This is a genomic window from Serratia sp. 2723, assembly GCF_050434425.1.
Classification (GTDB): domain Bacteria; phylum Pseudomonadota; class Gammaproteobacteria; order Enterobacterales; family Enterobacteriaceae; genus Chania.
Genome location: NZ_JBNDIN010000011.1, coordinates 1 through 19,201 on the forward strand (window position 1 = coordinate 1; position 19,201 = coordinate 19,201).

Genomic DNA, 19,201 nt, shown 5'->3' on the forward strand with positions numbered 1-19,201 from the left:
CCATTGATTAGCCCATGACGCTTCGGCAGTGATGAGTAAGAAGAAGGAAGAAGTATTACACAGGGAAAGTCGCGAGCTCGATCGGTTCCCTCTCCTGGGGGAGAGGGTTAGGGTGAGGGCACTATGCCTTTGTCTGCTTCAGCCACTGAACGATAAACCCAGCGATCGTTTCAGGCTGATTGATATCTAACAACGGCGCAATACCTTCAATTTTCTTATCGCTAGCTACGCCAATAACGTATTGATCCAACATATCTGCAAGCGGTTTACCGACCTCCTCGCGATAGAGAACAATTTTGCTGATCTGCTCATGCTTGAACCCTTCCACCAGGATCAAATCCACCTTGCTGTGATCGAATCTGCTGGCCAGATATTGGAGATCCAAAGGCTGTTGCTCCGGTGTTTCGCTCATTAATGCCCAGCGCCTATCGCTGGCAACCAGCGTCTGGTCTGCACCCGCCTTGCGCAGTTCATAGCTGTCCTTGCCAGGCGTATCTACATCCATATCATGATGGGTATGCTTGATCAGGCCAACTCGCACCTGTTGCTGTTTTAATAGCGGGATCAATTGCTTAAGCAGAGTGGTTTTACCTGTACCGCTATAGGCGGCGATAGCCAGCAAGGGGGGCAATAACCTCGTCATTGATCTCCCCCCTTTTCCTGCTGCCACTGTTGGCAATCTTCCAGGGTATTCAAATTACGGAAGGCATCTTGCTGCCCGCTGAATACCACCTGTTGTGCACCAATAGCCGCCATGAACAGCATCAATTTGCGTTCCCCTCGGGCTAGATAACGGGTGAGCTCCTCTGCCAGACTGATATGCAGTAAAGCAAAGGTAGGATGTTCACGTTCACCATCGCAAGCAAAGGCGGCCAAGGCAGTGCCCTTGTGCAGCCAAAGCCGTTCTACCAGATTGAGAGGGAAGTCGGGTACATCGCAGGGTGCGCAGACAATCCATGGTGTGCGGGCATAAGTGAGACCTGCCAATACACCGGCTAAAGGGCCTGGGTAATCTGCCGTCAGATCGCCGACGACCTCTAAGCCGCTTTGCTGATAACATTGCTGATTACGGTTGGCACTGATGATCACCTGGCTCACTTGCGGTGTTAATCGGCTCAGCACATGCTGGTACAGGGGTTTATCTCCCACTGGCACCAATCCTTTATCTTTCCCACCCATGCGGGTAGCGCGCCCACCGGCCAGAATAACGCCGGTTATATTTGCATGCATAGTCATCATCCAGCCCCTCTCTAATCCCCTGATTGTAGCGCTAAACCTGTTCAGACATCATGATTTACCTTTATTGACACGCTGGTTCTTTCACTAAGCAGTTAAGCCTGCTACTTTGTGGGTTTATCACTTCATTGGATGATATCTTGTTATGAAAACGCATCGCGTAAACGAATTGATTGAGCTTTTGCACCCGGCCTGGCAGCAGGATCCCGATCTCAACCTGATTCAGTTTTTGCAGAAGCTGGCGCAGGAAGCGGGTTTTCAGGGTGAGTTAGGCGATCTGAGCGATGACATCTTGATCTATCACCTGAAAATGCGCGGCAGTGCGGGCACAGAACAGATCCCAGGCTTGAAGAAAGACTACGAAGACGATTTTAAAACGGCGTTGCTGCGTGCTCGTGGCGTGATAAAAGATTAGCATTCATGCGTGGCGGTGATGTGATTAGCGCTACTATTTCTTATTCTTGGCACGCTGTTGTCAACTGGCGAACTGAACGGTTGTTATGAACAACTCTGCATTTAATTTTGAAACCCTTTCTCCCGATCTGATTATGGATGCGCTGGAAGGGATCGGCTTGCGTGTTGATTCTGGGCTGACAGCGCTCAACAGCTATGAAAACCGCGTTTACCAGTTTATGGATGAAGATCGTCAGCGTTACGTGGTGAAATTTTATCGCCCCGAACGCTGGAGTGCAGAGCAAATCGGTGAAGAGCACCGGTTTGCGCTGGATTTGTCGCACAACGAAATCCCGGCGGTCGCGCCACTGGTATTACAGGGAAATACGCTGCACACCCATGCGGGCTTTTTCTTTACCGTATTTCCGAGCGTTGGTGGCCGACAGTATGAGATCGATAATCTGGAACAGCTGGAGTGGGTTGGGCGTTTTCTTGGCCGTATCCACCAGGTGGGTAGCGAAAGTCTGTTTACCGAGCGGCCGACCATTGGCATTGAAGAGTATCTCACGCAGCCACGGCAGGTTTTGGCCAGCTGTGATTTAGTCCCCAAGGCCCAGCGCGAGACTTTCCTGCGGGCTACGGATACGCTGATTGACGCTATCAAACCGCACTGGCAGCTGGATTGGCAACCGCTGCGTTTGCATGGCGATTGCCACCCAGGCAATATCTTGTGGCGTGATGGGCCGCTGTTCGTCGATCTTGACGATGCACGCAACGGGCCGGCAATACAGGATTTGTGGATGTTGTTACACGGTGAACGTCGCGATCGGCTGATGCAGCTGGATATCCTGCTGGAGGCCTATGGCGAGTTTGCCGAATTTGATCAGCGTGAGCTGGCGTTGATTGAACCCTTGCGGGCCATGCGCATGGTGTATTACCTGGCATGGGTAGCACGCCGTTGGCAGGATCCCGCGTTTCCCAAAAATTTCCCGTGGATGGCGGAGTCTGATTTCTGGTTATCTCAGACTGCGGCATTTACTGAACAGGTTAAGCTGTTGCAGGAACCCCCTCTGCAGCTAATGCCAATGTATTGAAGCTTTAACATAATGGAGAGTTTAGTTTTATGAAAAAAATTTGGTTGGCACTCGTTGGTATGGTGATGGCATTCAGTGCTTCCGCTGCGCAATTCAGTGACGGTACGCAATACATCACTTTGGATAAGCCGGTAATTGGCGAGCCACAGGTGTTGGAGTTCTTCTCTTTCTACTGCCCGCACTGCTACCAGTTTGAAGAGACTTACCATATCTCTGATGCGGTCAAAAAAGCGCTGCCTGAAGGCACCAAGATGACCAAGTACCATGTGGAATTCCTGGGTCCATTGGGTAAGCAATTAACTCAAGCCTGGGCAGTTGCCATGGCACTGGGTGTAGAAGACAAAATTACTCAGCCAATGTTTGAAGCGATTCAGAAAACTCAAACCGTACAAACGCCTGATGATATCCGTAAGGTCTTCGTCAATGCTGGCGTAGCAGGCGAAGACTATGATGCGGCTTTAAACAGCTTCGTGGTGAAATCTCTGGTGGCTCAGCAAGAGAAAGCGGCAGAAGATTTGCAACTGCGTGGCGTGCCAGCGGTATTTGTTAATGGCAAATACATGGTGAAAAACGATGGCCTGGATACCAGCAGCATGGACGTTTACGTCAAGCAATTTGCTGATGTCGTTAAGTTCCTGACCGAACAGAAGTAACCTGCAGCAAGAAATCAACGCCGGTTAACCCGGCGTTTTTTTTAACTTATTAACGCTTGAGCCTGTCTAGCAAACCATCTTTTTCCTGCCATAACCTATTCAGCCAAATCTGGAATTTACGTTTAAACAGTTTGTCATTGAAGTAATCCCCGTGCAGTGACTCATCAATCGGCAGGCATTCAATCCTGACGACAATCCTTTGCAAACGGCCACACAACATATCCCTAAAGGGATGCTCACGGTTATCCGGATAGCACAAGGTGACATTCAGGATCTTATCAAATTGCTGACCAAGCGCGCTAAGCGTAAAGGCGATCCCGGCAGCTTTGGGGGCGAGCAAATTACGGTATGGGGAGCGGGTTTTAATTTTCTTGGCCTCGGTGAAACGAGAGCCCTCAACGAAATTGACGATAGTGGTCGGGCGCAGGCGAAACTTGTCGCAGGAACGCCGCGTAGTTTCGATATCCTTGCCGCGTTTTTCCGGATGTTTGTGCAGATAGGCCCGCGAGTAACGCTTCATAAAAGGCATATCCAGCGCCCAGCAGGCCAGACCGACGAAGGGGAACCAGGCCAATTGCTGCTTCAGGAAGTACTTATTCATAGGTATATGGTGACGGAATAACACACACAGCACCACAATGTCCGACCAGCTTTCATGGTTGCTGATCAGCAAATACCAATTCTTTTTCTCCAGCCCGTGTAGCCCTTGTATATCCCACTGCAATCGGGGATTAATTCGTAACAACACCGCAAGGCTTTGGCACCAGCACCACATCATCAGGTCAGCAAAGGCTGAAATGTATCGCCAAACGGCGGGCATGGGGATCAAAAGCTTAATGATACCGGCCAAAACAATCGGGATAGAGCACAGCATCGTCACGCCAACGGCAAGCAGCGCAGAAAAGATAAAAATAACAGGGGCTAGCAATTTTGGCATGGGTTTAGCGCTGACGGTTGAGGAAAACATCATTATACCCGTCGTCTTTCGAGCAGCAGCTTGAAATTCATAGGGTATAGATATGTCGGTACGTATCAACAAAAAATATTTTAACAGAATTTCGGCCAAGAACATGTGGCTAAAAGTAAGCGATTTTAACCAGGTAGAAATTGCCTGTTGTTTGCCGTTGGCGTGCAGGTTTTCAATCTTGTGCTATGGTGATTGAGGTAGCAAAATTGATTGCACATGCGATTAAACTCCGGCCCCAGTTATATCCACAAATTAACTGAAACACGATAAATAGCAAAATTGTCACTCCCCTCCTTCAACATTGTGATTTATCTATAAAATTTATTTTTCATTATAACGATATTCTCTTCGTTATAATTCAGTTGCCAAACTATGCACAAAGTTATCCACAGGTGGGATCTTGCGGATCGCTTCACAGGATCTCATCTAATTTGGCCATATTGCACGCTAAGATTCGTCACCAGCGGCTAGCTATGGCATGCTTACCCCAGTCCTTTTCACGAAAAAGAAACGTTATGGCCCAGATTGCAGAAAACCCATTAATCCTGGTGGATGGTTCCTCTTACCTTTACCGCGCTTACCACGCCTTTCCACCGCTGACAAACTCGGTCGGTGAGCCGACGGGAGCGATGTACGGTGTGCTGAACATGCTGCGCAGCCTGCTGCTACAGTATACCCCCAGCCATGTGGCGGTGGTGTTTGATGCCAAAGGGAAGACCTTCCGTGATGAGCTGTTTGCCGAATATAAATCACATCGGCCACCGATGCCGGACGATTTACGAGCGCAGATCGAACCGCTGCATCAGATGGTTAAAGCCATGGGGTTACCGCTGTTGGTCACACCTGGCGTAGAGGCCGATGACGTGATCGGTACCCTGGCGCTAGAGGCAGAAAAAGCGGGTCATGCCGTTTTGATCAGTACCGGCGACAAAGACATGGCTCAGTTGGTGACGTCGAATGTCACCCTGATCAATACCATGAACAACACCATCCTCGGCCCGCAGGAGGTCTGTGATAAATACGGTATTCCTCCTGAACTGATCATCGATTTCCTGGCGTTGATGGGGGATTCGTCAGATAACATCCCTGGCGTACCCGGGGTCGGTGAGAAAACGGCCCAGGCGCTGCTGCAAGGGCTAGGGGGTCTGGATCAGCTCTATGCCAATCTGGAGAGTATCGCCACGCTGAGTTTCCGCGGTGCCAAGACCATGGCGGCCAAGCTGGAGCAGAACAAAGAGGTGGCCTACCTCTCTTACAAACTGGCGACGATCAAAACCGATGTTGAACTGGATCTGACATGCAGTGAACTGGAAGTTAGCCCACCGGATGTCGATCAACTGCAGGCACTGTTTAAGCGCTACGAGTTCAAACGCTGGATGGCCGATGTTGAAGCGGGGACCTGGCTGGAAAACAAAGGGTCAGGCCGTAAGGCCAGCGCGGCAGCCAAACCAGCTGCAATGGCTGAGGCACCAAGAGCCGCTGCAGAACCTACCCTGTCGCAGGAAGGCTATGTCACCATTCTGGATGAGGAAACCTTCGCCGATTGGATGCAGCGCCTGAAACAGGCCGAAGTTTTCGCCTTCGATACCGAAACTGACGGTCTGGATACCCTGACGGCCAACCTGATCGGCCTGTCCTTCGCCATTGAGCCTGGCGTGGCGGCGTACCTGCCGGTTGCGCACGATTATCTGGATGCTCCCCCACAGCTGGATCGTAACCACGTGCTGGCCACCCTGAAGCCGCTGCTGGAAGACGAGAAGGCGTGCAAAGTCGGGCAGAACCTGAAGTTCGATAAAAGCCTGCTGGCACGCTATGACATCGATCTGCGCGGGATTGCCTACGATACCATGCTGGAGTCCTACGTACTCGACAGCGTCAGTGGCCGTCACGATATGGATAGCCTGGCCGATCGCTACCTGGGCCATAAAACCATCACCTTCGAAGAGATCGCGGGCAAAGGCAAAAAACAGCTAACCTTCAATCAGATCGTCCTTGAAGAGGCGGGCCCTTATGCGGCAGAAGATGCCGACGTTACGCTACAGTTGCATTTGGCGATGTGGCCGCAGTTGAAAGAGAGTGAGGACCTGCTAACGGTATTCAATGAGATTGAAATGCCGCTGTTGCCGGTGCTTTCCCATATCGAACGCACCGGGGTGCTGATTGATCCTAATATCCTTGCTGCTCACTCCATTGAGTTGACCAAGCGCCTGGCTGAGCTCGAAATACAGGCCCATGAACTGGCAGAAGAGCCGTTTAATCTGGCCTCGACCAAGCAGTTACAGACCATTTTGTATGAAAAGCAGAAGCTGCCGGTGCTGAAAAAGACCCCAGGCGGTGCTCCTTCTACCAATGAGGAAGTGCTGGCCGAGTTGGCGCTGGATTATCCGCTGCCGAAAGTGATCCTGGAATACCGTGGCCTGGCGAAGCTGAAAACCACCTATACCGACAAGCTGCCGTTGATGATCAACCCGGTTAGTGGGCGGGTGCATACGTCTTATCATCAGGCCGTCACCGCCACCGGTCGCCTGTCATCCAGCGATCCAAACCTGCAAAACATTCCGGTGCGTAACGATGAAGGGCGTCGTATCCGTCAGGCATTTATTGCGCCTGAGGGCTACCGTATTGTCGCTGCGGACTACTCGCAGATTGAGCTGCGCATCATGGCCCATTTATCGCAGGACGAAGGCTTGCTCAAGGCGTTTGCTGAAGGTAAGGACATACACCGGGCAACGGCGGCAGAAGTCTTTGGTCTGGCGTTGGATAAGGTCACCAACGAACAGCGCCGCAGTGCCAAGGCGATCAACTTTGGCCTGATCTACGGCATGAGCGCATTCGGTTTGGCTCGCCAACTGGGGATCCCGCGTGGCGAAGCGCAGCGCTATATGGATCTGTACTTCGAACGTTACCCTGGCGTGCTGGAGTATATGGAACGCACCCGTCAGCAGGCTGCCGAGCAGGGCTACGTCAGCACGCTGGATGGCCGCCGGTTGTATCTGCCGGACGTTCGCTCCAGCAACGGTATGCGTCGCAAGGCGGCCGAGAGAGCGGCGATTAACGCCCCTATGCAGGGCACTGCTGCGGATATCATCAAACGTGCGATGATTGAGGTGGATGCCTGGCTGCAAGGGCCTGAGCAGCCGCTGGTGCGTATGATCATGCAGGTACACGATGAACTGGTGTTTGAAATCCACGAGTCGGCTATCGAAGAGGCCAGCCAGCGCATTCATGAGTTAATGGAAAACAGTATGCAACTGGCGGTTCCGCTGCGGGTGGACATCGGCGTAGGTAAAAACTGGGATGAGGCTCACTGATTACCCTGGGTGATGCGTTATGGCCAGTTTCCCCTAACTGGCGAAAACCTAAGCATTTTTGGTAATTGAGCAACATTCTGCGGCGATTTTTTCGACTAAATTGCCGTTGTGAGTGCCCGGAACGTGTAACTAAACTACAAAAAATTCTTTTGCAGCGCGAAAAAATGATGTAGAGTTACAGGCGTAGGGTACAGAGGTAAGATGTTCTATCTTTCAGACCTTTTACTTCACGTAATCGGATTTGGCTGAATATTTAGCCGCCCCAGTCAGTATTGACTGGGGCGTTTTTTATTGTAAAAACAACGACAAACCATCGATTTTTGTTATCCCTTCTTTCTCTTCTCCCGCCGTTTCCCTGGCTGATTTATCTGCATTTATCCCCTGACAGCGTCGCATCTGCCATAAGTTTTGATGATGGCTTTTAGTCAAAATTGTAATTAGATAACGAAATGCGCCTCGTGCGGGGGTGAAAACGGACATAAAAAAGCCGATGTCTCGGCATCGGCTCTGCATGCATGTCCCTACGAAATACCCGCAGCGGTTATTATTCCCCGCCGAAATCTTCTTCCGGCAGCACTTCCGGTGGGATCTCGTTAAACCAGGTATTCAACTTCTGGCTAAGTTTATCGACGCCGATCTTTTTCGGTGACGAGAAGGCTTCTACCTGAATGTCTCCCATAAATGGCAGCACGGCCTCACGTACCATATTGAGTTGCGCTTTGCGGGCACCAGACGCCAGCTTATCGGCCTTGGTCAGCAGGACCAGCACTGGAGTACCAACGTCGACGGCCCATTGGATCATCTGTTGGTCCAGGTCTTTGAGCGGATGACGGATATCCATCAGCACCACCAGGCCTTTCAGGCAGTTACGCATTTGCAGGTATTCACCCAGCGCCCGCTGCCATTTCTTCTTCATCTCTTCCGGCACTTCGGCATAGCCATAGCCTGGCAGGTCGACCAGGCGAATGCCTTCTTCGACTTCGAACAGGTTAATCAGCTGGGTACGCCCCGGCGTTTTACTGGTACGTGCCAGGCTTTTCTGATTGGTCAGGGTATTCAGTGCGCTGGACTTACCGGCGTTGGAGCGGCCGGCGAACGCAACTTCAATACCTTCATCCCCCGGAAGGTGGCGAATATCGGGTGCACTGGTGACGAAATGGGTCACATGGTAATTGTAGTTCTTGCTGGTCAAAATTTTTCGTCTCCGTGAGGATGGCTATCTGGTGGGCGATTATAACTGCATCAGCGGTAAAAGGGTGTGTTTCTCGGTTTTTAAGCGATTAACCACAAAATCCTTATGGCAAAAAAGTACCTGCCGTGTGAGACATTGACCATTCGAATAGGGGGTAATGTCGCTTTATTCGAAAGTTACAGGTATTTTATGTGTTATAAAACAATGCATTATATTTTTTAAAAGCAAAAGATCGCCGTAAGCCGCCTGTAGGTATCTTGAGCATACCCCATAAAAGCGTAAAGTAGGTTGCAAGGCAGGAGGCCAAGGAAACAGGAACATCCAGGAAGGATGACAAATCTCAGGGAATACACAGGCAGTGTAATGAGTACCAGGATGATGTCAGATGGAATTGAGACTATTGGTGCCGGAGCGCATAAATAGTACACGGATGATGAAGTGACTGCAATTGGGATGCTCGCGGGAAGCGCACTCAGGAAGAGTGGAAGCGAATGGATCGCAGCACGGATGATTTTTTCTTTCAGGATGAAAGACGTAGTAGCAGGGAGCGCGGTTATCGCAGATGGAAAGACCGGGATGTTGAGTGTGCGCATGGAGCGCGGAGCAGGAATATCCTTCGACTGAAGGTGCGAAATAGGCGGCAGGTTTTAACCTGCCGCCTTTTTTCTTTGTCTGCTTTCTGCTAGATTCCGCCGCAACCGTATAGCAATTCTATACTGGATCTACATACCTAAGAGTAAAAGCCATGAACCAGCCATCAAAAGCACCTCGCAGCCCACGCAGCAGCGCGGCGACGTCAAAAAGTAAAAAGAAAAGTCGTGTGGAGCTCGATCAGGAAGCGCGTGAGCGCAAGCGTCTGAAAAAGCGCCGTGGCCTGGCTTCCGGTTCACGTACCCAGGTTGAGTCCGCCAACCAGAAAAATAAAACTGGTGCGCAACCCAAAGATCCTCGTCTCGGCAGTAAAGTGCCGGTTGCGCTGGTGGTTGACGCTAAAGTGAAGGCGACCAAGCCACAGCCAAAACCGAAGGCAGAAAAACCGCGCCTTACGCCAGAAGAAGAACTGACCAAGCTGGAAAACGATGAGCGTCTGGATGCCTTGCTGGATCGCCTGGACGAAGGTGCCACGCTGAACGCAGAAGATCAGGCTTACGTCGATCAAACCCTGGATCGTATCGATGCACTGATGGAACAGCTGGGCATCGAACTGGGTGATGAAGACGACGAAGAGCAGGAAGAGAAGCAGGAAGATATTCTGAAACTGCTGAAAGGCGGCAACCCGAAAGACGTATTTTAAGCGGTTATGTCGCTGATCCCGGCAATAGCCCTACTGTTGACATGTTATCTACTGTGGTTATTAGGTAAACTATGGCGGCTGTCGAAGCGCAAAACGCGTTTTCGCAGTGCTTCCGCGGCCAGACAGCGTAGACAACTGCCCATTTCCCGGCCCGGTAGGAAAAAATATCGGAAGGAGTGAGCAAGCATGTCAGAACAGACCATTGTCTGGGATTTGGCCCTGATCCAAAAATATAACTATTCAGGCCCGCGTTATACTTCATACCCCACGGCGCTGGAGTTTAACCAGGACTACGACGAAGCCGCGTTTCAACGCGCGGCTACGCGCTACCCTGAGCGCCCGCTGTCGCTGTATGTCCATATTCCTTTCTGTCACAAGCTCTGCTATTTCTGCGGCTGCAATAAGCTGGTTACACGCCAGACTCACAAGGCCGATGAATACCTGGCCGTGTTGGAGCAGGAAATCATCGCCCGTGCCCCCCTGTTTGCCGGCCGCAAGGTCAGCCAACTGCATTGGGGCGGTGGTACGCCAACCTATCTGGATAAGCAGCAAATCAGCCGCTTGGTCGCCATGCTACGCCAGCACTTTGATTTCCAGCCAGAAATGGAGATGTCGATCGAAGTTGATCCGCGGGAAATCGAGCTGGACGTGCTGGACCACCTGCGTGCCGAAGGCTTCAACCGCCTCAGCATGGGGGTGCAGGACTTCAATAAAGAAGTGCAGCGTCTGGTTAACCGCGAGCAGGATGAAGAGTTCATTTTTGCCCTGATCGCTCGGGCAAAAGCGCTAGGTTTCAACTCGACCAATATCGATCTGATTTACGGCCTGCCGAAGCAGACGCCAGAGAGTTTTGCCTTCACGCTGCAACGGGTGGCGGAGCTGAGCCCGGATCGCCTGAGCGTATTTAACTACGCCCATATGCCGAACCTGTTTGCTGCCCAACGTAAAATCAAGGACGCCGACCTACCGAGCGCCCAGCAGAAACTCGATATTCTGCAGCAAACCATCGCTTCGCTGACGGAATCGGGCTATCAGTTTATCGGTATGGACCATTTTGCCCGGCCGAACGATGAGCTGGCGATTGCCCAGCGCGAAGGCAAGCTGCACCGCAATTTCCAGGGTTACACCACCCAAGGGGACAGCGATCTGCTGGGCCTGGGGGTTTCCGCCATCAGCATGCTGGGTGACAGCTACGCGCAAAACCAGAAAGAGCTGAAGGTGTATTACGCTAGTGTGGAAGAGCAGGGGAACGCCCTGTGGCGTGGCCTGGCGATGACGGAAGATGACTGCCTGCGCCGTGACGTGATCAAGACGCTGATCTGTAATTTCCAACTGGCCTATCAACCGATTGAGCAGCAATACGGCATTGCGTTTGCGGATTACTTTGCCGCCGATCTGGAATTGCTGGCACCTTTCGAACGTGACGGGCTGGTGGAGCGCGATGACCACGGTATCCGCGTTACGCCTCGTGGGCGCTTGCTGATCCGTAATATCTGCATGTGCTTCGATATCTACCTGCGTAAACAGGCCCGCGCCCAACAGTTCTCTCGGGTTATCTGACGCGCAACACCACGGCGGATGTGTAGGGGCGCAGCGTGCTGCGCCCTGTTAACTGAAGAAATTTATCAGTGCGGCGCACAACACCGTGGCAACTGCCGCCTGCGGTGAATGGCTGACGGCAGAGCCGACGTCTGCGCCTTGGGTAAGAAAGACGATGAGTGTATCCAGCATTAAAAACCTCCTGAGTTTGCGTTTCGATCATACTGCTGTCGCAAACCCGGTAAAAGCCTTGAATCGCTGGTTTTTTGTGCGCTGGATTGTATTTTTAATCATCAATTACCCCTCACCCCAACCCTCCCACAGGGAGAGGGAGCTGGCACGGAGTTGATATCAGGTGGGGCGTTATTCTGTGACACTTCCCAAGAACAATGTAGCAACTGAGTGCAGGGGTAAATCAGTGGCACGTTCGGTCCCCTCTCCTTTTGGGAGAGGGTTAGGGTGAGGGGATATTATTTACTCCATCCCTAATTCTTTCAGCTTGCGCGTCAAGGTATTCCGGCCCCATCCCAACAGGCGGGCGGCTTCCTGTTTGTGCCCCTGAGTATGTCGTAGCGCGGTGGTGAGCAAGGTGCGCTCCATTTCCGGCTGAGCTTCGGACAACAGGTTTTGATGACCGGAACGCAACGCGCGGTCGGCCCATTGTGCCAATAACGTGGCCCAACTGTCCGGCAGGCCGTGGCTACTGGCTTGCGGCGCTGCGGTTTCAAACAGCTCCGAGGGCAGATCCTGGATCAGTACTTCTTGCCCGGCGGCCATCACGGTCAACCAGCGGCAGGTGTTTTCCAACTGGCGTACGTTGCCCGGCCACGGCAGGCGAGTGAGGGCAGTTTCGGTTTCCGGATGCAGGTTCTTCGCCTCCACACCCAACTCTTTCGCAGCCACCTGCAGGAAATAGCGTGCCAAGCGCGGAATATCCTCACGGCGTTCGCGCAGCGGGGGCAGATGTACGCGGATTACGTTCAGGCGGTGGAACAGATCCTCACGGAATTTGCCCTCCTGGACGCGCAACTCCAGGTTCTGGTGGGTGGCGGCAATGATACGTACGTCGACCTTCACCGGCGCATAGCCACCCACGCGATAGAACTGGCCGTCCGCCAGCACGCGCAGCAAGCGGGTTTGCACATCCAGCGGCATATCGCCGATTTCATCCAGGAACAGCGTGCCGCCGTCGGCCTGTTCAAAACGGCCCTGACGGATCTGATTGGCGCCGGTAAACGCCCCTTTTTCATGACCGAACAGTTCAGATTCGATCAGGTCTTTGGGGATCGCGGCCATGTTCAGAGCGATAAACGGCGATTTGACGCGTGGGCTGTGGCGATGCAGCGCATGGGCGACCAGCTCTTTCCCGGTTCCCGACTCCCCGTTGATCAGCACGCTGATGGAGGAACGCGACAGGCGGCCAATAATGCGGAACACATCCTGCATCGCCGGGGCCTCACCAATAATATCGGCGACGGGATCGTTGGCGGGCTGGCTGCGAGCGGGTTGCTGCTGCTCCTGATAATGGCTGATGGCACGTTCTACCAGCGCGACGGCCTCATCAATATCAAAGGGTTTTGGCAGGTAATCGAACGCCCCTTGTTGATAGGCGCTGACCGCCGCATCCAGATCGGAATGCGCGGTCATTATGATGACCGGGAGCATCGGATGACGCTGTTTGATCTGCTTGAGCAGCGCCAGGCCATCCATACCCGGCATACGGATATCAGACAGCAGCACGTCGGGAGTTTGCGTGGCCAATGCTTCCAACACGGCATTGCCGCTGTCGAAGGTGACGCTATTCACCCCGGCTCCGGTGAGCGCACGTTCGAGCACCCAGCGGATGGAGCTATCGTCATCGACGATCCAGACTATCCCTCGTTGCATAGCACAAACCTCACTGGCGAATAGGCAGGAAAACCGAGAATTCGGTGTGACCTGGCCAACTGTTAAATTCAATTTTTCCGCAATGCTGATCGATTAGATTACGGGCGATGGATAACCCCAGACCGGTACCGCCTTCGCGGCCGCTGACCATTGGGTAGAACAGCGTGTCTTGCAACTGGGCCGGTACGCCCGGGCCGTCATCCTCAACATCGATCCGTGCCGCCAGCCGGTAGCGGGTGCCGTGCAGGGTGATCTGAAACGCGGTACGCGTGCGCAGCGTGATGGTGCCACCGGTTTCGCTCAGCGCCTGCAGCGCGTTGCGGGTGATATTGAGCAACACCTGCTCTATTTGGTCGGGATCGTGTGCCAACTCCGGCAGGCTAGGGTCGTAATCACGCACCAGCGTGACGTTATCAGGTTTCTCCAACGACACCAATTGGCAGACCCGTTCCGCAACCTGATGGATACTCTGGGTAATATGTTGGCCGGGGCGCTGTGGCCCTAGCAGGCGATCTACCAGATTACGCAGCCGGTCGGCCTGTTCGATGATCACCTTGGTGTATTCCGTCAGCGAGGGGTCTGGCAAGGCTTTGGCCAGCAACTGCGCGGCACCCCGCAAACCGCCGAGCGGATTTTTGATTTCATGGGCCAGGCCGCGCACCAGATCGCGAGCCGCAACCTGTTGAGCGTGCTGTAACTGCTCCTGGCTGAGGCGACGCTGATTGTCCATTGGGGCCAGCTCGAGCAGAATAAAGCCTTCAGGCAGCGCTTGAGCGGTCAGGGAGAGGATATGGGCGCGGCTGTCGACCACCAGGGTCACTTCGTTATCGGTAAAGCCCTGGCCAGCATGCAGGCTCTCGCGCATCAGATCGATATTCAGCGAAAAATAGCCAAGTAAATCGGGCAGCGGTGTACCGAAAAGTTTACGAGAACTCTGTGCCAGCAGCTGTTGTGCCGCCGGGTTGGCGTAGTGGACCGCCAGTGTGTCATCCAACAGCAAAATGCTGTTGATGAGAGAATTGAGGATCTGCCCAGCATCGGGCAGCTTGCCGGTTGCCATACAGCAGTCTCCTGCACCTTTTTAGTGCATCCATCCTACTCCATCCGTAACCATCACGGTATGAAATAGTTTTGCAGAACATACGGTGGAGAAAAAAGCCCATCCGAAGATGGGCTAAAAGTTTCCACGGCAACAAAAAAACGGCTTAGATAAATAGCGAGCGATGCGCCATCCGTAGACAGCGCGGGTATGGCTTAAACGCTGTAGTACAGTTCGAACTCAACCGGGTGTGGCGTCATGCGCACGCGATCCATCTCTTCCTTACGCAGTTCGATGTAGGCATCGATCGCGTCGTCGGTGAATACGCCACCGCGGGTCAGGAATTCACGGTCTTCGTTCAGTGCGGCCATTGCTTCATCCAGTGAGCCAGCCACTTTTGGAATTTCAGCTTCTTCTTCCGGCGGCAGGTCATACAGGTTTTTATCCATGGCATCGCCAGGGTGGATCTTGTTGATCACGCCGTCCAGGCCAGCCATCAGCAACGCGGCGAAGCACAGGTATGGGTTAGCCGCTGGGTCCGGGAAGCGAGCTTCGATACGGCGCGCTTTCGGGCTGGCAACCACTGGGATACGGATAGACGCAGAGCGGTTACGGGCAGAGTAAGCCAGCATAACCGGCGCTTCGTAACCTGGGACCAGACGCTTGTAGGAGTTGGTGGTCGGGTTGGCCAGGGCATTGATCGCTTTAGCGTGCTTGATGATGCCGCCAATGTAGAACAGCGCCATTTCAGACAGGCCGCCGTACTTGTCGCCAGCGAACAGGTTGGTGCCGTTCTTGGACAGTGACATGTGGCAGTGCATACCTGAGCCGTTATCGCCGAACATCGGTTTTGGCATGAAGGTCGCGGTTTTGCCAAATGCGTGAGCCACGTTGTGAACCACGTATTTGTAGATTTGGATTTCGTCGGCTTTCTTGGTCATGGTGTTGAAGCGGGTAGCCACTTCGTTTTGACCGGCGGTTGCCACTTCGTGGTGGTGAGCTTCAACCACCAGGCCCATTTCTTCCATGGTCAGACACATGGTAGAACGGATGTCCTGTGAAGAGTCGACCGGTGGCACTGGGAAGTAACCGCCTTTTACCGCTGGACGGTGGCCTTTGTTGCCGCCTTCGTATTTGGTGCTGGTGTTCCAGGCGCCTTCGATGTCATCAATGCTGACATGGGAACCACGGATGCTGCTGCCAAAGCGCACGTCGTCAAACAGGAAGAACTCCGGTTCCGGCCCGAACAGCACGGTATCGGCGATGCCGGAAGAGCGCAGGAAATCTTCGGCACGCTTGGAGATCGAACGTGGGTCACGATCGTAGCCCTGCATGGTGCCTGGCTCGAGGATGTCACAACGGATGATCAGGGTAGATTCTTCGAAGAACGGATCCAGAACCGCCGTGCTGGCGTCTGGCATCAGGACCATGTCAGATTCGTTGATGCCCTTCCAACCACCGATTGAGGAGCCGTCAAACATTTTACCTTCTTCGAAGAAGTCGGCATTTACCTGATGAGCAGGGATGGTGACGTGTTGTTCTTTACCCTTGGTGTCAGTGAAACGCAGGTCTACGAATTTCACTTCATGCTCATTCAGCATCGTCAAAACGTGTTCAGCGGACATACTTAACTCTCCCGGATTTATCGTTGTCATCGTCGTGGAACGAATCTGTGTACTGGCCTGTTTTGCCCTGTCTAGGCTCTTATTTAAAACAAAGCGAAAACTGTGCCAACTTTTAAAAAGCGAAAAAATCGCCGGTTTGTGCGGGTTTTGCCCATCGCCAGTATGCACCATTAGCGATGCAATGCACTATGGTGGTGCAAATAACCTGGGGTAGAGCACTGGAATGGTGCAAAACATCATCGATTGCTGCTTTTTGCACCGTGAAAGGGATCACAAACTAGCCTGTACACAGTTGTTTATAAGAGAGTGTTGTGATCTTGTTTAGTCCCTCGCTTAATACGTGTACAATAGCGCGCTATTTCTAATGCCTGAGGCAAAGCTGTGATCGAAAATTTGCGTAACATCGCCATTATTGCCCACGTTGACCATGGTAAGACCACCCTGGTTGACAAGTTGCTGCAACAATCCGGTACTTTCGGAGAGCGTTCAGAAGCGACAGAACGCGTAATGGACTCCAACGATTTGGAGAAAGAGCGTGGGATTACCATCCTCGCAAAAAACACCGCCATTAATTGGAAAGACTACCGCATCAACATCGTGGATACCCCAGGACACGCCGACTTCGGCGGCGAGGTAGAGCGCGTGATGTCAATGGTCGACTCGGTGCTGCTGGTTGTGGATGCAATGGATGGCCCAATGCCGCAAACCCGTTTCGTGACCAAAAAAGCGTTTGCTAATGGTCTGAAACCGATCGTGGTAATCAACAAGGTTGACCGCCCTGGCGCGCGTCCTGACTGGGTTGTGGATCAGGTCTTCGACCTGTTCGTAAACCTGGACGCTACCGACGAACAGCTCGACTTCCCAATCATCTATGCATCCGCATTGATGGGTATCGCGGGTCTTGACCATAACGATATGTCCGAAGACATGACTCCGCTGTACCAGGCGATTGTCGATCACGTCTCTGCGCCGCAGGTTGAGCTGGAAGCCCCCTTCCAGATGCAGATCTCCCAGCTGGACTACAACAACTACGTGGGCGTTATCGGCATCGGCCGTATCAAGCGTGGTAAAGTGAAGCCTAACCAGCAGATCACCCTGATCGACAGCGAAGGCAAAACCCGTAACGGTAAAATCGGTAAAGTGCTGACCCATATGGGCCTGGAACGTATCGAAGCCACCGTTGCCGAAGCGGGCGACATCGTTGCCATCACCGGCCTGGGCGAACTGAACATCTCTGACACCATTTGTGATGTGAACGCGGTTGAAGCGTTGCCAGCACTGTCGGTTGATGAACCTACCGTAAGCATGTTCTTTAACGTCAATACCTCACCGTTCTGTGGTAAAGAAGGCAAGTTCGTGACTTCACGCCAAATCCTTGAGCGTCTGAACAAGGAACTGGTGCACAACGTGGCGTTGCGCGTTGAAGAAACCGAAGATGCTGATGCATTCCGTGTTTCAGGCCGTGGTGAGCTTCACCTGTCGGTCCTGATCGAAAACATGCGTCGTGAAGGTTTTGAACTGGCGGTTTCCCGTCCGAAAGTTATCTTCCGTGAAATCGATGGCCGCAAGCAAGAGCCGTTCGAGAACGTGACGCTGGATATCGAAGAGCAGCACCAGGGTTCTGTGATGCAGGCGATGGGTGAGCGTAAAGCTGACCTGAAAAACATGGATCCAGATGGCAAGGGCCGTGTGCGTCTTGACTACGTGATCCCAAGCCGTGGCCTGATCGGTTTCCGTAACGAATTCATGACCATGACTTCGGGTACGGGTCTGCTGTACTCCACCTTCAGCCACTATGACGATGTGCGTCAAGGTGAAGTGGGCCAGCGTCAGAACGGCGTGCTGATCTCTAACGGCCAGGGCAAAGCGGTAGCGTTCGCTCTGTACGGTCTGCAAGATCGCGGTAAGCTGTTCCTGGGCCACGGTGCTGAAGTGTATGAAGGCCAGATCATCGGTATCCACTCACGTTCTAACGACCTGACCGTGAACTGCCTGACCGGTAAGAAGCTGACCAACATGCGTGCATCGGGTACCGATGAAGCGACTACCCTGGTTCCGGCCATCAAAATGTCTCTGGAGCAGGCTCTGGAATTCATCGATGATGACGAACTGGTAGAAGTCACGCCAATCTCGATCCGTATCCGTAAACGTCACCTGACGGAAAACGATCGTAAGCGTGCCAACCGTGGTCCTAAAGAAGCTTAATTCGCCGATTTAATCCGCAATACTTAGGGCGTGCACAGCGCCCTGAGTTTTTTACTCTGTCTTTCCCCCTTTCTGCGGCGCGCCATGCGCTTTTCACTCCGCTCTCTGTTCAGCTTTAACTTTTCCCGTTACAGTGAAATCTCACTGGCCCATGGGAGAGGACTATGCTGTATATCTTTGATTTAGGTAATGTGATTGTCGATATCGATTTCAAACGTGTACTGGGCGTATGGAGCAACCTGAGCGGCACACCGCTGGCGACGTTGTCCGAACGCTTTAGCATGGGCGAGGTATTCCAACAACACGAGCGCGGCGAGGTCAGCGACGAAGACTTTGCAACCAAACTGTGTGAGGAGATGGGGATAGCGCTCAGCTTTGAGCAGTTTGCTACCGGCTGGCAGGCGGTGTTTGTCGCCTTGCGCCCTGAAGTGATCGAGATTATGCACCGTCTGCGCAACGAAGGACATCGCGTGGTGGTGTTATCGAATACCAATCGTCTGCACTGCAATTATTGGCCTCAGCACTACCCTCAGGTTGCCGAAGCGGCCGATCACATGTACCTGTCGCAGGATCTTGGCATGCGCAAACCCGATGCCAACATCTATCAGCACGTACTGAAGGCGGAAAATACCCCGGCGGACCAGGCGGTATTCTTTGACGATGTGGCGGCTAACGTAGAAGCGGCCGCAGCGCTGGGGATCGAGGCGGTGCACGTCATCGATCGCCAGGTTGTACCGGCTTATTTTGCTCAATAAACACCGTACGT

Annotated in this window: 16 protein-coding genes; 8 read left to right on the top strand and 8 right to left on the bottom strand. The window is 53.0% G+C overall.

Annotated features, from left to right (window positions below):
- Nucleotides 1–121: 121 nt before the first annotated feature.
- On the bottom strand, nucleotides 122–643 hold the full coding sequence (mobB, locus tag ABIE29_RS16410) for a molybdopterin-guanine dinucleotide biosynthesis protein MobB (RefSeq protein WP_429619762.1): 522 nt from the start codon (nucleotides 641–643) through the stop codon (nucleotides 122–124).
- Complete coding sequence (gene mobA / locus ABIE29_RS16415) at nucleotides 640–1,230, bottom strand: molybdenum cofactor guanylyltransferase MobA (protein ID WP_429619763.1); 591 nt, start codon at nucleotides 1,228–1,230, stop codon at nucleotides 640–642. The genes mobB and mobA overlap by 4 nt, the downstream gene beginning before the upstream one ends.
- Before the next feature lie 151 nt (nucleotides 1,231–1,381).
- Between mobA and ABIE29_RS16420 the strand changes: the two genes are divergently transcribed.
- From ABIE29_RS16420 to dsbA, 3 genes are all read left to right on the top strand, one after another.
- A complete protein-coding gene (locus tag ABIE29_RS16420; RefSeq protein ID WP_024527814.1) occupies nucleotides 1,382–1,651 on the top strand; it encodes a YihD family protein in 270 nt (89 codons plus the stop codon).
- A gap of 85 nt (nucleotides 1,652–1,736) precedes the next feature.
- A complete protein-coding gene (locus tag ABIE29_RS16425; RefSeq protein ID WP_429619764.1) occupies nucleotides 1,737–2,723 on the top strand; it encodes a serine/threonine protein kinase in 987 nt (328 codons plus the stop codon).
- Between the two features lie 29 nt (nucleotides 2,724–2,752).
- Nucleotides 2,753–3,376, top strand: a complete 624-nt coding sequence (gene dsbA / locus ABIE29_RS16430) for a thiol:disulfide interchange protein DsbA (RefSeq protein ID WP_429619765.1) — start codon at nucleotides 2,753–2,755, stop codon at nucleotides 3,374–3,376.
- A gap of 49 nt (nucleotides 3,377–3,425) precedes the next feature.
- On the opposite strand, the gene ABIE29_RS16435 is transcribed toward dsbA, so the two are convergent.
- Nucleotides 3,426–4,313, bottom strand: a complete 888-nt coding sequence (locus ABIE29_RS16435; protein ID WP_429619881.1) for an acyltransferase — start codon at nucleotides 4,311–4,313, stop codon at nucleotides 3,426–3,428.
- 545 nt (nucleotides 4,314–4,858) lie between these two features.
- Between ABIE29_RS16435 and polA the strand changes: the two genes are divergently transcribed.
- Nucleotides 4,859–7,654 (top strand): DNA polymerase I, encoded by a 2,796-nt coding sequence (gene polA, locus ABIE29_RS16440; protein ID WP_429619766.1) that lies wholly within the window; start codon nucleotides 4,859–4,861, stop codon nucleotides 7,652–7,654.
- A gap of 544 nt (nucleotides 7,655–8,198) precedes the next feature.
- Here the strand turns inward: polA and yihA are convergent.
- Complete coding sequence (yihA, locus tag ABIE29_RS16445; RefSeq protein WP_429619767.1) at nucleotides 8,199–8,846, bottom strand: ribosome biogenesis GTP-binding protein YihA/YsxC; 648 nt, start codon at nucleotides 8,844–8,846, stop codon at nucleotides 8,199–8,201.
- 745 nt (nucleotides 8,847–9,591) lie between these two features.
- On the opposite strand from yihA, the gene yihI reads away from it, so the two are divergent.
- Nucleotides 9,592–10,140 carry a Der GTPase-activating protein YihI gene (gene yihI, locus ABIE29_RS16450; protein WP_429619768.1) on the top strand — a complete coding sequence of 183 codons (549 nt, stop codon included), beginning with the start codon at nucleotides 9,592–9,594 and terminating at the stop codon, nucleotides 10,138–10,140.
- Between the two features lie 186 nt (nucleotides 10,141–10,326).
- On the top strand, nucleotides 10,327–11,700 hold the full coding sequence (gene hemN, locus ABIE29_RS16455; RefSeq protein WP_429619769.1) for an oxygen-independent coproporphyrinogen III oxidase: 1,374 nt from the start codon (nucleotides 10,327–10,329) through the stop codon (nucleotides 11,698–11,700).
- A 48-nt stretch (nucleotides 11,701–11,748) separates the two neighbouring features.
- Here the strand turns inward: hemN and ABIE29_RS16460 are convergent, their stop codons facing one another.
- From ABIE29_RS16460 to glnA, 4 genes are all read right to left on the bottom strand, one after another.
- Nucleotides 11,749–11,871, bottom strand: a complete 123-nt coding sequence (locus ABIE29_RS16460) for a YshB family small membrane protein (protein WP_137751101.1) — start codon at nucleotides 11,869–11,871, stop codon at nucleotides 11,749–11,751.
- A gap of 282 nt (nucleotides 11,872–12,153) precedes the next feature.
- Nucleotides 12,154–13,566 carry a nitrogen regulation protein NR(I) gene (glnG, locus tag ABIE29_RS16465; protein WP_024527821.1) on the bottom strand — a complete coding sequence of 471 codons (1,413 nt, stop codon included), beginning with the start codon at nucleotides 13,564–13,566 and terminating at the stop codon, nucleotides 12,154–12,156.
- 10 nt (nucleotides 13,567–13,576) lie between these two features.
- Nucleotides 13,577–14,626: a nitrogen regulation protein NR(II) gene (glnL, locus tag ABIE29_RS16470; protein ID WP_429619770.1), complete on the bottom strand. Its 1,050-nt coding sequence runs from the start codon at nucleotides 14,624–14,626 to the stop codon at nucleotides 13,577–13,579.
- A gap of 194 nt (nucleotides 14,627–14,820) precedes the next feature.
- Nucleotides 14,821–16,230, bottom strand: coding sequence for a glutamate--ammonia ligase (gene glnA / locus ABIE29_RS16475; RefSeq protein ID WP_024527823.1), 1,410 nt, complete (start codon nucleotides 16,228–16,230; stop codon nucleotides 14,821–14,823).
- A gap of 381 nt (nucleotides 16,231–16,611) precedes the next feature.
- On the opposite strand from glnA, the gene typA reads away from it, so the two are divergent.
- Nucleotides 16,612–18,435, top strand: coding sequence for a ribosome-dependent GTPase TypA (gene typA / locus ABIE29_RS16480; RefSeq protein ID WP_024482961.1), 1,824 nt, complete (start codon nucleotides 16,612–16,614; stop codon nucleotides 18,433–18,435).
- A gap of 164 nt (nucleotides 18,436–18,599) precedes the next feature.
- Nucleotides 18,600–19,190: a glucose-1-phosphatase gene (gene yihX, locus ABIE29_RS16485; RefSeq protein ID WP_429619771.1), complete on the top strand. Its 591-nt coding sequence runs from the start codon at nucleotides 18,600–18,602 to the stop codon at nucleotides 19,188–19,190.
- The last annotated feature ends 11 nt before the right edge of the window (nucleotides 19,191–19,201 follow it).